This window comes from Lentzea sp. NPDC036949, assembly GCF_055608075.1.
Genome location: NZ_JBVJRA010000001.1, coordinates 933,542 through 945,577, shown reverse-complemented (window position 1 = coordinate 945,577; position 12,036 = coordinate 933,542). Strand labels below are relative to the sequence as shown.

12 protein-coding genes are annotated in these 12,036 nt (G+C 70.3%); 9 read left to right on the top strand and 3 right to left on the bottom strand.

Annotated features, from left to right (window positions below; genetic code table 11):
* Positions 1–31 precede the first annotated feature (31 nt).
* Positions 32–1,330: a hypothetical protein gene (locus ACZ7CD_RS04810; protein WP_360396959.1), complete on the top strand. Its 1,299-nt coding sequence runs from the start codon at positions 32–34 to the stop codon at positions 1,328–1,330.
* Between the two features lie 70 nt (positions 1,331–1,400).
* On the opposite strand, the gene ACZ7CD_RS04805 is transcribed toward ACZ7CD_RS04810, so the two are convergent.
* From ACZ7CD_RS04805 to ACZ7CD_RS04795, 3 genes are read right to left on the bottom strand one after another with little or no spacing between them, the layout of a single operon-like run.
* A complete protein-coding gene (locus ACZ7CD_RS04805; protein ID WP_360396960.1) occupies positions 1,401–2,288 on the bottom strand; it encodes a glycosyltransferase family 2 protein in 888 nt (295 codons plus the stop codon).
* 3 nt (positions 2,289–2,291) lie between these two features.
* Entirely contained in the window at positions 2,292–2,639 is a 348-nt protein-coding gene (locus ACZ7CD_RS04800) for a DUF2304 domain-containing protein (protein WP_360396961.1), read from the bottom strand.
* 1 nt (position 2,640) lies between these two features.
* A complete protein-coding gene (locus ACZ7CD_RS04795; protein ID WP_360396962.1) occupies positions 2,641–3,330 on the bottom strand; it encodes a glycosyltransferase family 2 protein in 690 nt (229 codons plus the stop codon).
* Between the two features lie 195 nt (positions 3,331–3,525).
* Here ACZ7CD_RS04795 and ACZ7CD_RS04790 point away from each other — a divergent pair, with 195 nt between their 5' ends.
* The 8 genes from ACZ7CD_RS04790 to ACZ7CD_RS04755 are packed head-to-tail and all read left to right on the top strand — an operon-like array spanning position 3,526 to position 12,006.
* A complete protein-coding gene (locus tag ACZ7CD_RS04790; RefSeq protein WP_470372866.1) occupies positions 3,526–4,536 on the top strand; it encodes a Gfo/Idh/MocA family protein in 1,011 nt (336 codons plus the stop codon).
* Positions 4,537–4,552: 16 nt separating this feature from the next.
* Positions 4,553–5,524 carry an SDR family NAD(P)-dependent oxidoreductase gene (locus tag ACZ7CD_RS04785; RefSeq protein WP_458429755.1) on the top strand — a complete coding sequence of 324 codons (972 nt, stop codon included), beginning with the start codon at positions 4,553–4,555 and terminating at the stop codon, positions 5,522–5,524.
* Positions 5,524–6,657, top strand: a complete 1,134-nt coding sequence (locus tag ACZ7CD_RS04780) for a DegT/DnrJ/EryC1/StrS family aminotransferase (protein WP_360396965.1) — start codon at positions 5,524–5,526, stop codon at positions 6,655–6,657. The genes ACZ7CD_RS04785 and ACZ7CD_RS04780 overlap by 1 nt, the downstream gene beginning before the upstream one ends.
* A complete protein-coding gene (locus tag ACZ7CD_RS04775; RefSeq protein ID WP_360396966.1) occupies positions 6,654–7,346 on the top strand; it encodes an acetyltransferase in 693 nt (230 codons plus the stop codon). Before ACZ7CD_RS04780 ends, ACZ7CD_RS04775 begins: the two co-directional genes overlap by 4 nt.
* Positions 7,343–8,434 carry a DegT/DnrJ/EryC1/StrS family aminotransferase gene (locus ACZ7CD_RS04770; RefSeq protein ID WP_470378311.1) on the top strand — a complete coding sequence of 364 codons (1,092 nt, stop codon included), beginning with the start codon at positions 7,343–7,345 and terminating at the stop codon, positions 8,432–8,434. The genes ACZ7CD_RS04775 and ACZ7CD_RS04770 overlap by 4 nt, the downstream gene beginning before the upstream one ends.
* The gene (locus tag ACZ7CD_RS04765) at positions 8,431–9,018 is read left to right on the top strand and encodes an acyltransferase (RefSeq protein ID WP_360396968.1); all 588 of its coding nucleotides are present in this window, start codon (positions 8,431–8,433) and stop codon (positions 9,016–9,018) included. The genes ACZ7CD_RS04770 and ACZ7CD_RS04765 overlap by 4 nt, the downstream gene beginning before the upstream one ends.
* Positions 9,015–10,532 (top strand): DUF2142 domain-containing protein, encoded by a 1,518-nt coding sequence (locus ACZ7CD_RS04760; protein ID WP_470378310.1) that lies wholly within the window; start codon positions 9,015–9,017, stop codon positions 10,530–10,532. The genes ACZ7CD_RS04765 and ACZ7CD_RS04760 overlap by 4 nt, the downstream gene beginning before the upstream one ends.
* Positions 10,516–12,006 (top strand): DUF2142 domain-containing protein, encoded by a 1,491-nt coding sequence (locus tag ACZ7CD_RS04755; RefSeq protein WP_470378309.1) that lies wholly within the window; start codon positions 10,516–10,518, stop codon positions 12,004–12,006. The genes ACZ7CD_RS04760 and ACZ7CD_RS04755 overlap by 17 nt, the downstream gene beginning before the upstream one ends.
* Positions 12,007–12,036: the final 30 nt, after the last annotated feature.

Below are 12,036 nucleotides of genomic sequence, written 5' to 3'. Positions count from 1 at the left end.
GGCGTGCGCGGGCACTGTCTAAGGTGGCCGGGTGCTGTCCTCGGTACGTCCCAAGCTGCTCAGCCCTCCTGTCCTGATGGCGGCCGGGCTCGGCGTCTTCGGCCTGGCCGGGTACCTGTTCGTCACGCTGACCAGCCGCACGCTCGTGACGAGCGAGGCGCTGCGCGCGACGAACTTCTACTTCGTGGTCAACGTGGTCGGTCCCGGCATCTTCTTCGCGCTGGAACAGGTCACCAGCCGGTCGGTGAGCGCGGCCGTCGCCTCCGGGCACGCGCTGCGCCCGGTCGTGCGCAAGACGTGCATCGGCGGCGCGGCGCTCGTGGGCGTCGTGATGGCGGGCCTGCTGCTGATGTCGCCGTACCTGCTGCCCAACACCCTGTACGGCGACTGGGGCCTGTTCCTGGGGGTCCTGGCCACCCCGGCGATCCTCGCGGCGCTGAGCATCGTCCGCGGCGCGCTCGGCGGCCTGCAGCGGTTCACCGGCTACGCCGTGTCGCTGATGGTCGAGGGCGGCGCGCGGATCGTGGTCGTGTCGCTGCTGGTGTTCGGGCACGTGTCGTCGGCGTGGGTCTTCGGCATCGGCTACCTCGCGAGCTCGCTGGTCGCCGTGGGTGCCGGCCTGCTGTGGCTGCGCGCCGCCCCGAGCGGGGGCGACGACCGCGTCCCCGGCGAGGTGCCGCTGCTGACCAAGGCGCTCGCCGCGCTCGCGACGGCCAGCCTGCTGGCCCAGCTGCTGCCGAACCTCGCGCCGCTGATGGTGTCCTCCCGCCTCGGCGAGGGCAGCGTGGTGGCGCTGGCGTTCGCCCAGGCCGTGGTGGTCGCCCGCATCCCGCAGCTCGCGTTCTTCCCGGTGCAGACGATGTTGCTGCCCGCCCTCACGGCCGCCGTGACCAGGGGCGACTTCGCCTTCGTCAAGCGCCGCATCATGCTGACGCTCGGCGCGGTCACGGCGGTGGGCCTCGTCTACTCCGTGCTGTTCGTGCTGGTCGGCTCGTGGGTGCTGCGGGTGTTCATGGCCACCGACACCTCGACGCTGACCGCGCTGGTCATGGGCCTGCTGGCGTTCGGCACGGTGGTGCTCATCGGCGTGTTCGCCGTGCAACCGGCGCTCGTCGCGATGGGCCACGACCGCACCATCACGATCGCGTGGGCCATCGGCACCGCGTCGACGTTCGGCTTCGCGCTGCTGCCGGGGGACGTGCCCACGATGGCGGCCGCCGCGCAGGTCGTGGGGCCGGCGCTGACGCTGCTCGTGATCTTGGTCAGCTTCTTCCGGTTGTCCGCCGCGGCGCAGCAGCGCAGCGACGCGGTCGCCGCCGCCGAACGCTGAGAACGGCCCGAACGCGAAGCGGCCCCCGTCGGTGACGGGGGCCGCTTCGGCGTTCAGCGTGTGGAGCGGGTCAGCTCAGGCCGCGCTTGGCCAGCGCCATCGTCCTCTTCACGTCGCCGCCCTTGAGGGCGTCCAGAGCGGACTGCATCGCGTGCAGGCGGCTGAAGACGTGCAGGCGGGCCGCGCGGGCCGCCTTCGTCCAGCCCTTCGCCTCCAGGCGCTTCGCGGCGTCGAGGTAGAAGTGCTTCTCCTCGTCGAACCGGATGACGTCCTTGGCGTGGTTGGACGAGTGGCTCGCCATGTGGCGGCGGTAGCGGAACACCGGCGTCGGGTCGAGCGCCAGGGTGCCGCCCTCCAGCAGCAGGTCCGTGACCCAGCCGAGGTCGCCGATCGAGCCGAAGTCGTGGCGGATGGTGGTGCCCGCGACGACGTCCTGGCGGAAGGCCATGGCCGGCACGTACAGCCAGTTGCCGTTCATCAGGCTGGCCAGCGCCTCGGGGCCGTCCAGCTCGCGCTGCTTCCACGCGTTGCGGCCCGCGAAGACCTTCACGCGGTCGGCCAGCGGCAGCGGGTCGTGCGGCTTGCTGTTGTCGTCGACCACGATCACGCCGGGGTGGGCCATGATCGCGTTCGGGTGCCGCTCGAACATGCCGAGCACGACCTCGACGTAGTTCGGCTCCAGCGCGTCGTCCGCGCCCAGCACGACCAGGTACGTGCCCCGGCCCATGGACATGGACCTGGTGACGTTCTCCGTCGCGCCCAGGTTGACCTCGTTGCGCACGTACTCGATGCGCGGGTCGCCGATCTCCCTGATGTAGTCCTCGGCCGCGGTGCCGGGGTACTGGTCGTCGACGACCGTGAGCAGCCACTCGTCACGGGTCTGCGCGCACACGCTGTCGATCATCTCGAAGAGGATCTTCGGCTCGAGGTAGTACGGCGCCACGAAGTGGACGGTCATGACTTACTTCCCAGCTTCCTCGGTCGGCGGCTCGGCCTGGCGGATCGCGATCGCCCTCGCCAGCCGCGCGTAGCGCAGCTCGAGCTCCTTGAACCGCAGGTAGGTGTTCAGGGTCGCGGCGGTGAACACGATGACCACGCCGTACAGCAGCAGGTCGGTGCCGCGGCCGACGCCGAGCCAGCCGGCGATGACCGTGAGGTCGCTCGGCCGGAGCACCGAGTAGACGCCGAAGACCACGAACAGGATGAACGCCAGCTTGACGCTCGCCGCCGACTTCGCGTTGCCCCGCTTGCGCACGAAGAGGATCAGCAGGCCCGCGACGAGGAGGACGAGGATGTACTGAATAGGCATGTCAGTGCGCCCGGCCCTTCAGCATCGTGTCGAAGAGGATGTTGACGCCGTTGATCAGCGACTGGCCCTTGGACATCGAGTACTCGGTGTAGAGGATCGTCACCGGCTCCTCGGTCACCCGCCAGTTCCGCACGGCGATGAGCTCGACGATCTCCGACGCGTGTCCCATGCCGTTGAGGGTGATGTTCATCTCGTCGGCGACCTTCTTGTTGAAGACGCGCAGCCCGTTGTGGGCGTCGGTCAGGCCGAGCTTGCGCGTGCGCGGGCTCAGCAGCACGACCGTCTTCAGCACGATCCGCTTGATCAGCGGGACGCTCTCCTGCACGTCGCCGCGGAAGCGCGTGCCGACGACGATGTCGACGTCCTCGGACCGCAGCCGCTCCAGCATCGTGAGGACGTCCTCGACGCGGTGCTGGCCGTCGGCGTCGAAGGTCACGAAGTACTTGGCGCCCGGCTGCTTGCGGGCGTACTCGATGCCGGTCTGGATGGCGGCGCCCTGACCGAGGTTGACCGGGTGCTGCACGAGGTGGGCACCGCCGGCGCGGATGCCCTGCGCGGAGTCGTCCTTGCTGCCGTCGTCGACGCACACGATGTTCGGGAACGTCTGGCGCGCGTGGCGGACGACCTCTTCGATGACCTGTCCCTCGTTGTAGCAAGGGACGATGAGCCACACGTCTGGCCAATCGGTCACAACGGAACTCCAAAGAAGCCGCTACATGGGGGACGGGGTCGTCACACGTCGCACGCACGACCCGGCCGGAGCGTACTGCAACGGCACCCCTCTACACTGCCTCGGGTACTGCCCCGGCCACCACCGCGGTACCCGCGCGACCCGATCGGTCTGCGCCTTGGTCAGGGGTTTTCCGATCTTGGAGAGGACTTCTCGATGGTTGGTGTGGCCGTCGTCGGCGCCGGTTACTGGGGCCCGAACCTGGTGCGGAACATCCAGGCGACCCCGGACTTCCGGTTGACCACCCTGTGCGACCTGAACGTGGAGCGCGCCCAGCAGGTGCTGGGCAAGTACAGCACGGTGAAGGTCAGCGGGTCCCTGGACGAGGTGCTGGCCGACCCCGAGGTCGAGGCCGTGGCCGTGGCCACCCCCGCCGCCACCCACCTCCCCGTCGCGCTCGCCGCGATCGAGGCGGGCAAGCACGTGCTCGTCGAGAAGCCGCTGGCGTCGTCCTACGCCGACGGCCTGAAGCTGGTCGAGGCCGCTGAGCAGCGCGGACTCACCCTCATGCTCGACCACACCTTCGTCTACACGCCGGTCGTGCAGCACCTGCGCGAGCTCGTGCGCGGCGGTGAGCTCGGCGAGCTGCAGTACGTCGACTCGGTGCGCATCAACCTGGGTCTCGTGCAGCCCGACATCGACGTGCTGTGGGACCTCGCCCCGCACGACCTGTCGATCCTCGACGCGATCCTCCCCGACGGCGTGCGCCCGGTCGCCATCGCCGCCCACGGCTCCGACCCGGCGAACCTGGGCCGCGCCTGTGTGGCGTACCTCTCGGTGCAGCTGTCCAACGGGGCGATCGCGCACGCGCACGTGAACTGGCTGTCCCCCACCAAGATCCGCACGATGATCGTGGGCGGCTCCAGCAAGACCGCCGTGTGGAACGACCTGGACCCGACGCAGCCGCTGGCCGTCTACGACCGCGGTGTCGACTGGCCGACCGACGAGGAACGCCGCATCTCCTACCGCATCGGCGACGCCGTGGCGCCCGCCCTCAAGGGTGGCGAGGCCCTGCGCGCCGTGATGGCGGAGTTCGCCGCGGCGATCACCGAGAAGCGCGCGCCGCTCACCGACGGGCGGGCGGGCCTCCGCGTGCTCGCGCAGCTCGAGGCCGCATCCCAGAGCCTTGCCCAGGGCGGCACTTTCGTGCCCGTAGTGAACGCATAACTGAGGAGCACCGAAGATGGAGTTGACCGACCGGCGGATCGTGGTCACCGGCGGTGCCGGCACGATCGGCTCACACGTGGTCGACCAGTTGCTGGACGCGGGTGCCGCGAAGGTCGTCGTCATCGACGACCTGAGCCGCGGCCGTGTGCAGAACATCGCGGAGGCGCTCGAGCGGGCGCCGGAGAAGGTCGAACTCGTCGAGGGCGACATCCGCGACATCCCGCTGGTCAAGAAGACCGTCGCGGGCGCGGACGCCGTCTTCCACCTCGCCGCGCTGCGCATCACGCGCTGCGCCGCGGAGCCCCGCGTGGCGCTGGAGGTGCTGGTCGACGGCACGTTCAACATCATCGAGGCGGCCGTCGAGGCGAACGTCGAGAAGGTCATCGCGTCGTCCACGGCGTCGGTCTACGGCCTGGCCGAGGAGTTCCCCACCACCGAGCGCCACCACCCGTACAACAACGACACCTTCTACGGTGCTTCGAAGGCGTTCAACGAGGGCATGCTGCGCAGCTTCAAGGCGATGCACGACCTCGACTACGTGGCGCTGCGCTACTTCAACGTGTACGGCCCGCGGATGGACGCGCACGGCAAGTACACCGAGGTGCTCATCCGCTGGATGGAGCGCATCGAGGCCGGCCAGCCGCCGCTCATCCTCGGCGACGGCAAGGCCACGATGGACTTCGTGCACGTCAAGGACATCGCGCGCGCGAACATCCTGGCGGCGCAGGCGGACGTCACCGACACCGTCTACAACATCGCCTCGGCCACCGAGACCTCGCTCATCGACCTCGCGCGTGCGCTGCAGGAGGCCATGGGCGCGACCGGTGACCTGGAGTTCGGTCCGGAGCGATCGGTCAACGCCGTGCCGCGCCGGCTCGCGGACATCTCGGCCGCCGAGCGCGAGCTGGGCTGGAAGCCCACCATCTCCATGCACGACGGTCTCGTCGAGCTGGTGCAGTGGTGGCGCAGCGTGAAGGGCGACGTCTGATGATCCCGGTTATCAAGCCCTTCCTCGGTGAGGAGGAGGCGCTCGCCGCGGCGGAGGTCGTCCGCTCCGGCTGGGTCGCCCAGGGCCCGCGGGTCGCCGAGTTCGAGAAGCAGTTCGCGCTCGCCCAGGGCGCTGGTCACGGTGTCGCGGTCTCGAACTGCACCACCGGCCTGCACCTGGCGATGCACGTGCTGGGCCTCGGCCCCGGCGACGAGGTCGTCATCCCGTCGTTCTCGTTCATCGCGACCACCAACGTCGTGCGCTACGTCGGCGCGACGCCGGTGTTCTGCGACGTCGACCCGGCCACGGGCAACGTCACCGCCGAGACGGTCGAGGCGGTCATCACGCCCAGGACGCGCGCGGTCATCGCGGTGCACCAGGGCGGCATGCCGTTCGACGTGGACGCGGTGCAGGCGGTGTGCGACAAGCACGGCGTCCAGCTGGTGCACGACTCCGCGTGCGCGGCGGGCTCCACGTACAAGGGCGGTCCGGCCAGCGCGTCGGCGAACCTCGCCGCGTGGTCGTTCCACCCGCGCAAGCTCCTCACCACCGGTGAGGGCGGCATGGTCACCACCAACGACGCCGACCTGGCCGTCCGCCTGCGCAAGCTGCGCGAGCACGGCATGAGCGTCTCCGCGGCCGACCGACACGCCACCAGCAGCGTCAAGCTGGAGGCGTACGAGGAGCTCGCGTTCAACTACCGGATGACCGACATGCAGGCCGCCGTCGGCATCATCCAGCTGTCCAAGCTGGACGGCGTCATCGCGAAGCGCCGCGAGCTCGCCGAGCGCTACCACAAGATGCTCGCCGAGATCGACGGCCTGACCTGGGTGAGCGACCCGGAGTACGGCACGACGAACTACCAGTCGTTCTGGGTCGTGCTGCCGGACTCGGTGGAGAAGTCCGTCGTGGACGTCCTCACCGACCTGCTCGGCAAGGGCATCTCCGGCCGCCGCGGCATCATGGCCGCGCACCTCGAACCCGCCTACGCGGGTGCCGAGGAGGCCGAGCGCGCCGAGCTGCCGGTGACCGAGCACCTGACCCGGCGCTCGCTGATCCTGCCGCTGTTCCACCAGATGACCGAGTCCGAGCAGGACCAGGTCGTGTCGGCACTGGCGGAGTCGCTGAGGTGACCGCGGCTCGCCCGTTGCTGCTCGTCGGTGCGGGCGGACTGGCTCGGGAGGTGTTGGGCGCGGTCCGCGCGCTCAACACCGCCTCGCCGGCGTTCGAGGTGCTGGGCTTCCTGGACGACAACCCGGCCCGGCACGGTGAGCTCGTCGACGGCCTGCCGGTGCTCGGTGGCGCCGACACGGTCCACGAGCACCCCGACGCGCAGGTCCTGATCTGCACGGCCAGCTCGCGCAACCAGGCGTCGCGGCGGACGATCTCCGCCCGGCTCGGCCTGCCCGACGAGCGCTACGCCACCGTCGTCCACCCCCTCGCGAGCGTCGCCCACGGCGTCGAGATCGGCCACGGGTCGGTCCTGCTCGCGTTCGTCGCCGTCACCGCTCCGCAGCGGATCGGCGCGCACGTCGTGGTGATGCCGCACGTGACCATCACGCACGACGACCAGATTTCCGACCACGTCACGTTCGCGGCCAGGGTCGCCCTGGCCGGCGGCGTGACCGTGGGTGAGGCCGCCTACCTGGGCAGCGGTGCGCTGGTCAGGGAAGGCCTGTCCGTCGGCGAGCACGCGCTGGTCGGCATGGGCGCGGTGGTGCTCGAAGACGTTCCGCCGTACGAGGTGTGGGCGGGTACCCCCGCGCGCCGCCTGCGGGTTCTCCCGCAGTCCGACGATCTCATGAGGACGAACAAGCGATGAAGATCCCTCCCGTTGACCTGAAGTTCCAGCACGCCGAGATCGCCGACGAGGTCGCCGCGGGCTGGGAGCAGGTGCTGGCCAACACCGCGTTCATCGGCGCGCCGCAGATCGCCGAGTTCGAGAAGGCGTACTCCGAGTACAGCGGTGTCGCGCACACCGTCGGCGTCGGCAACGGCACCGACGCGCTGGAGCTGGCCCTGCGCGCGGTCGGCGTCGGCCACGGTGACGAGTGCATCGTGCCCGCCAACTCCTTCATCGCGACCGCCGAGGCCGTGGCCCGCGCCGGCGCCACCCCGGTGTTCGTCGACTGCGACTCGGACACCTACCTGATCGACACCAAGGCAGCGGTCGCCGCGTTCACCGAGCGCACCAAGGCCGTCCTGCCGGTGCACCTCTACGGCCAGATGGCGCCGCTGGAGGAGCTCAAGCCGGCGTGCGACGAGCAGGGCATCTTCCTGATCGAGGACGCCGCGCAGTCGCAGGGTGCCAAGCGCAACGGCGCCATCTCCGGCTCGGTCGGCCACGCCGCCGGCACCAGCTTCTACCCCGGCAAGAACCTCGGCGCGTACGGCGACGCCGGTGCGGTGACCACGCAGGACGCCGACCTCGCGCAGAAGGTGCGCCTGCTCTCGCAGCACGGTTCGCCGACCAAGTACGTGCACAGCACCCTGGGCTTCAACAGCCGCCTCGACACGCTGCAGGCCGTCGTGCTGCACGCGAAGCTCAAGCGCCTCAACGCGTGGAACGTCATGCGCCAGGAGGTGGCCGCGTACTACGGCGAGCTGCTCGCGGGCGTCGAGGGCGTGCGGACGCCGGTGACCCTTGAGGGCAACGAGCACGTGTGGCACCTCTACGTCGTCCGCGTCGCCGAGCGCGACCGGGTGCTCAAGCACCTCCAGGACAACGGCGTCGGCGCGCAGATCCACTACCCGACCCCGATCCACAAGACCGAGGCGTTCGCGACCGCCGGCTCGTTCCCCAACGCCGAGCAGACCGCGGGCGAGATCCTCTCGCTGCCGATGTACCAGGGCCTGACCCGTGCGCAGCAGGAGCGCGTGGTCGAGGTCCTCGCGGAGGCGGTCAAGTGACCGGCGTCTTCGTCCACCCCAACGGTCTCTGCGAGAGCGAGACCGTCGGGGAAGGCACTCGGGTGTGGGCGTTCGCGCACGTGCTCAAGGGCGCGCGCATCGGGCGCGACTGCAACATCTGCGACGGCGCGTTCGTCGAGAACGAGGCCGTGCTGGGCAACAACGTCACGGTGAAGAACAACGTGCTCGTGTTCAACCTCGTGACGTGCGAGGACGACGTGTTCCTCGGGCCGAACGCGGTGTTCACCAACGACATGCGCCCGCGCGCGCACCAGAAGCTGGGTTCGGACGCGCTGCTGCCGACCCTGGTGAGGTCGGGCGCGACGATCGGCGCGAACGCGGTCGTGGTGTGCGGCACGGTGATCGGCGAGAACGCCTTCGTCGGTGCCGGTGCCGTGGTCGCCCGCGACGTGCCCGCGCACGCGTTCGTCGTCGGCAACCCGGCCGTGCAGAAGGGCTGGGTGTGCCGGTGCGCCACCCGCCTGGACGAGGACCTGACCTGTCCGCAGGACGGCACCCGGCACCGGTTGATCTCCGAGACCGAGGGCCTGGCAGCCGTTGCCGTGACTGAGAGCGCACCGTGACCGTGTCCCGGTCGTCCGCCCGGCTCTGGCTGTTCGCGTTCCTCGGGTTCTTCCTGCTGAGCGCGTCGTGGGCGATCGCGGCACCCTACGAGGGGCCGGCGGACGAGTCGCGGCACACCGTGCGTGCCGCGGGCATCTTCGAGGGCCAGGTCATCGCCGAGCAGGACGCGGCCGGTGCGGTCCAGGACGTCCCGGCGAGCCTGCTGGTCAACTGGTGCTTCCAGCAGCAGGTCACCGTGCCGGCGGACTGCCTGCACGCGCGCTACCCCTCCGAGGGTGAGGCGCTGCACGAGGAGTCCACGCCGGCCGGGCGCAACAACCCGGCCTACTACGTGGTCGCCGCCTGGCCGCTCGCGTTCTGGCCGAACTGGACCGGTGTCGTGCTGAGCCGGCTCGTCACCAGCGCCATCGCCTCCGCGCTGCTCGCGAGCACGGTCGTGGCGGCGGCGCGCTGGAACCGCAGCAGGGCGATGGCCGCCGGTCTGATCGTCGGGGCCACCCCGATGGTGTTCCACGTCTACGGCTCGGTGAACCCGCAGAGCCTGGAGATCCCGGCGGGCGCGGCGCTGTTCGCCTCGATGATGGCGCTGGTGCAGGCCGAGAAGGCCGGTGCGGGCGTCAACCGGGCCGCGGTCGCGCTGGCGGGCATCTCCGCCGCCGTGCTCGTGGTGCCGCGGTTCACCGGCATCATGTGGCTGGCCGGCCTCATGCTCGTCGCGCTGGTGCCGTCCTCGAAGGACCGGTTGCGCGAGCTCTGGCGGTCGGCGACGGTCAAGCGCTGGTCGGTGTTCGTGGCGTTCGCGACGGCACTGGGCCTCTCCTGGACCGTGCTGGTGAAGCCGGCGGACCCGTCGGGCTACGACCACGGCTGGACGTTCGGCTACATGGCGAAGTTCGTGATCGCCGACCTGTGGCCGAACATCGCCTACCAGATGGTCGCGGTGACCGGCTGGAACGAGACGCTGATGCCGCGGCTGGTCTACGTCGCCTGGTTCATGGCGGCCGGACTGCTCGTGCTCGGCGGTCTCGTGGTCGGCAACCGCACCGACCGGTGGCGGCTGCTCTTCCTGTTCTTCGGCACGTTCGCACCGCTGCTCGTGCTGGAGCTGCTGAGCGCCAACCAGATCGGCTGGTTCAACCAGGGCCGCTACTTCCTGCCGGGAGCGATCGCGCTGCCGATGCTCGGGGCGTGGGTCATCTCCCGCAGGGCGCTGAACGACGAGCAGATGGGCCGGATCGCCCGGCTGCTCGCGGTGTTCCTGCTGCCGATCCACCTCGTGTGCCTCGCGTACACGATGACCCGCTGGCAGTCGGGCCTCGCGTCGATCAACCCGTTGCGGGGCAGCTGGTCCCCGGCGTACGGCTCGGTCCTGCCGCTCGTGCTGGCCGTGGCCGGGATCGCGATCACGCTCGTCGTCCACTGGCGGATCTCCCGGGTTCCCGCGGCGGCCGAGCCGAAGCCCGTGACCGACGAAGAACCCGTCAAGGAGCCGATCCGTGCCGCCAACAGCTGAACGTTCCGGAGTGCGGCTGTGGCTGGTGTCGTTCGTCGGCTTCGCCGCGCTGTTCGCGGGCTGGGCGTTCGCCACGCCGTACAACGGTCCGCCGGACGAGTCGCAGCACGTGCTGCGCGCGGCGGGGGTCGTGCGCGGTGAGATCATCGCCAAGCAGGACATCAACGGCGGTCTGCAGCTCGTGCCGGACAGCCTCTACCCCGGTTTCTGCTTCCCCACCAAGGCGACCGTGCCCGCCGACTGCGAGCCGGAGCCCGGTGGTGACGAGACGCTGCGGGAGCTCGACACGACCGCGGCGCGGTACAACCCGGTCTACTACGCGGTGACGGGCTGGCCGCTGCTGCCGTGGCCGAACTGGACCGGGATCATGCTCACCCGCCTGCTGACCGGTGCCGCCGTGGCGGCGCTGCTCGCCGGCACGGTGGTGGCCGCGGTGCGGTGGACGCGGCACCGGGCGCTCCTCGCCGGTGTCGTCGCGGCGACCACGCCGATGGTCGCGCACCTCGCCGGTGCGGTGAACCCGCAGGGCGTGGAGATCGCCGCCGGTGCGGCGCTGTTCGCGAGCCTGCTGGCCCTGGTGCACGAGCAGCGGGCCGGGGTGAACCGCGCGGCCGTGGCGCTGGCGGGGATCTCGGCGGCCGTGCTCGTGACGCCGAAGTTCACGGGTGCCATGTGGCTGTGCGTGATCTTCGGTGTGGTGCTGCTGCCGTCCTCGAAGGACCGGTTGCGCGAGCTGTGGCGGTCGGCGTCGGTGAAGCGCTGGTCGGTCCTCGTCGTGCTGGCGACCGTCGCGTCGCTCGCGTGGACGCTGGTCGTCAAGCCGGCCGACCCGACCGGGTGGGACCGCAAGCAGACGCTCGCGATGGTGCTGAAGCACGCGTTCGTCCACGCGTGGCCGAACAACGTCTACCAGATGATCTCCGTACCCGGCTGGGCCGAGCTGGAGATGCCCCGCCTCGTCTACATCGTGTGGATCATGGTGGTCGGGCTGCCGCTGCTGGCCGGTTTCGCACTCGGCGACCGGGTCGAGCGGTGGCGGCTGGGAGCGCTGGCGTTCGGCGCGTTCGTGCCGTTGCTCGCGCTGGAGGTGCTGAGCGCCAACCGGATCTGGTTCTTCAACCAGGGCAGGTACTTCCTCACCGTCGCGGTGGCGCTGCCGATGCTCGCCGCGTACGTGCTGGTGCGGCACGGTTTCACCGCCCGGCACATGCGGACGATGACGCGGTTGTTCGCGGTGCTGACGCTGCCGGTCCACGTGGCGTGCCTGCTGTACGCGATGACGCGCTGGCAGTCGGGGCTGAAGTCGCTCAACCCGCTCGAGGGCGAGTGGACGCCGCCGCTGGGTTCGGTGCTGCCGATCGTGCTGGGGGTGGTGGGGGCCGGTGTGCTCTTCGCCGCCTACTGGTGGGCGTCGAGGGTTCCGGAGCGGGTGCACGTCCAGTCCGAACCGGAGCAGGTGACGACGTCCGTCTGACACAACCGCGGGCCTGACAACGCGAAGAGG

Coding starts and splice junctions, on each gene's coding strand:
- ACZ7CD_RS04800 (WP_360396961.1), bottom strand. CDS start 2,639: ATGCCTATTCAGTACATCCTCGTCCTCCTCGTCGCGGGCCTGCTGATC.
- ACZ7CD_RS04790 (WP_470372866.1), top strand. CDS start 3,526: ATGGTTGGTGTGGCCGTCGTCGGCGCCGGTTACTGGGGCCCGAACCTG.
- ACZ7CD_RS04805 (WP_360396960.1), bottom strand. CDS start 2,288: ATGACCGTCCACTTCGTGGCGCCGTACTACCTCGAGCCGAAGATCCTC.
- ACZ7CD_RS04785 (WP_458429755.1), top strand. CDS start 4,553: ATGGAGTTGACCGACCGGCGGATCGTGGTCACCGGCGGTGCCGGCACG.
- ACZ7CD_RS04770 (WP_470378311.1), top strand. CDS start 7,343: ATGAAGATCCCTCCCGTTGACCTGAAGTTCCAGCACGCCGAGATCGCC.
- ACZ7CD_RS04780 (WP_360396965.1), top strand. CDS start 5,524: ATGATCCCGGTTATCAAGCCCTTCCTCGGTGAGGAGGAGGCGCTCGCC.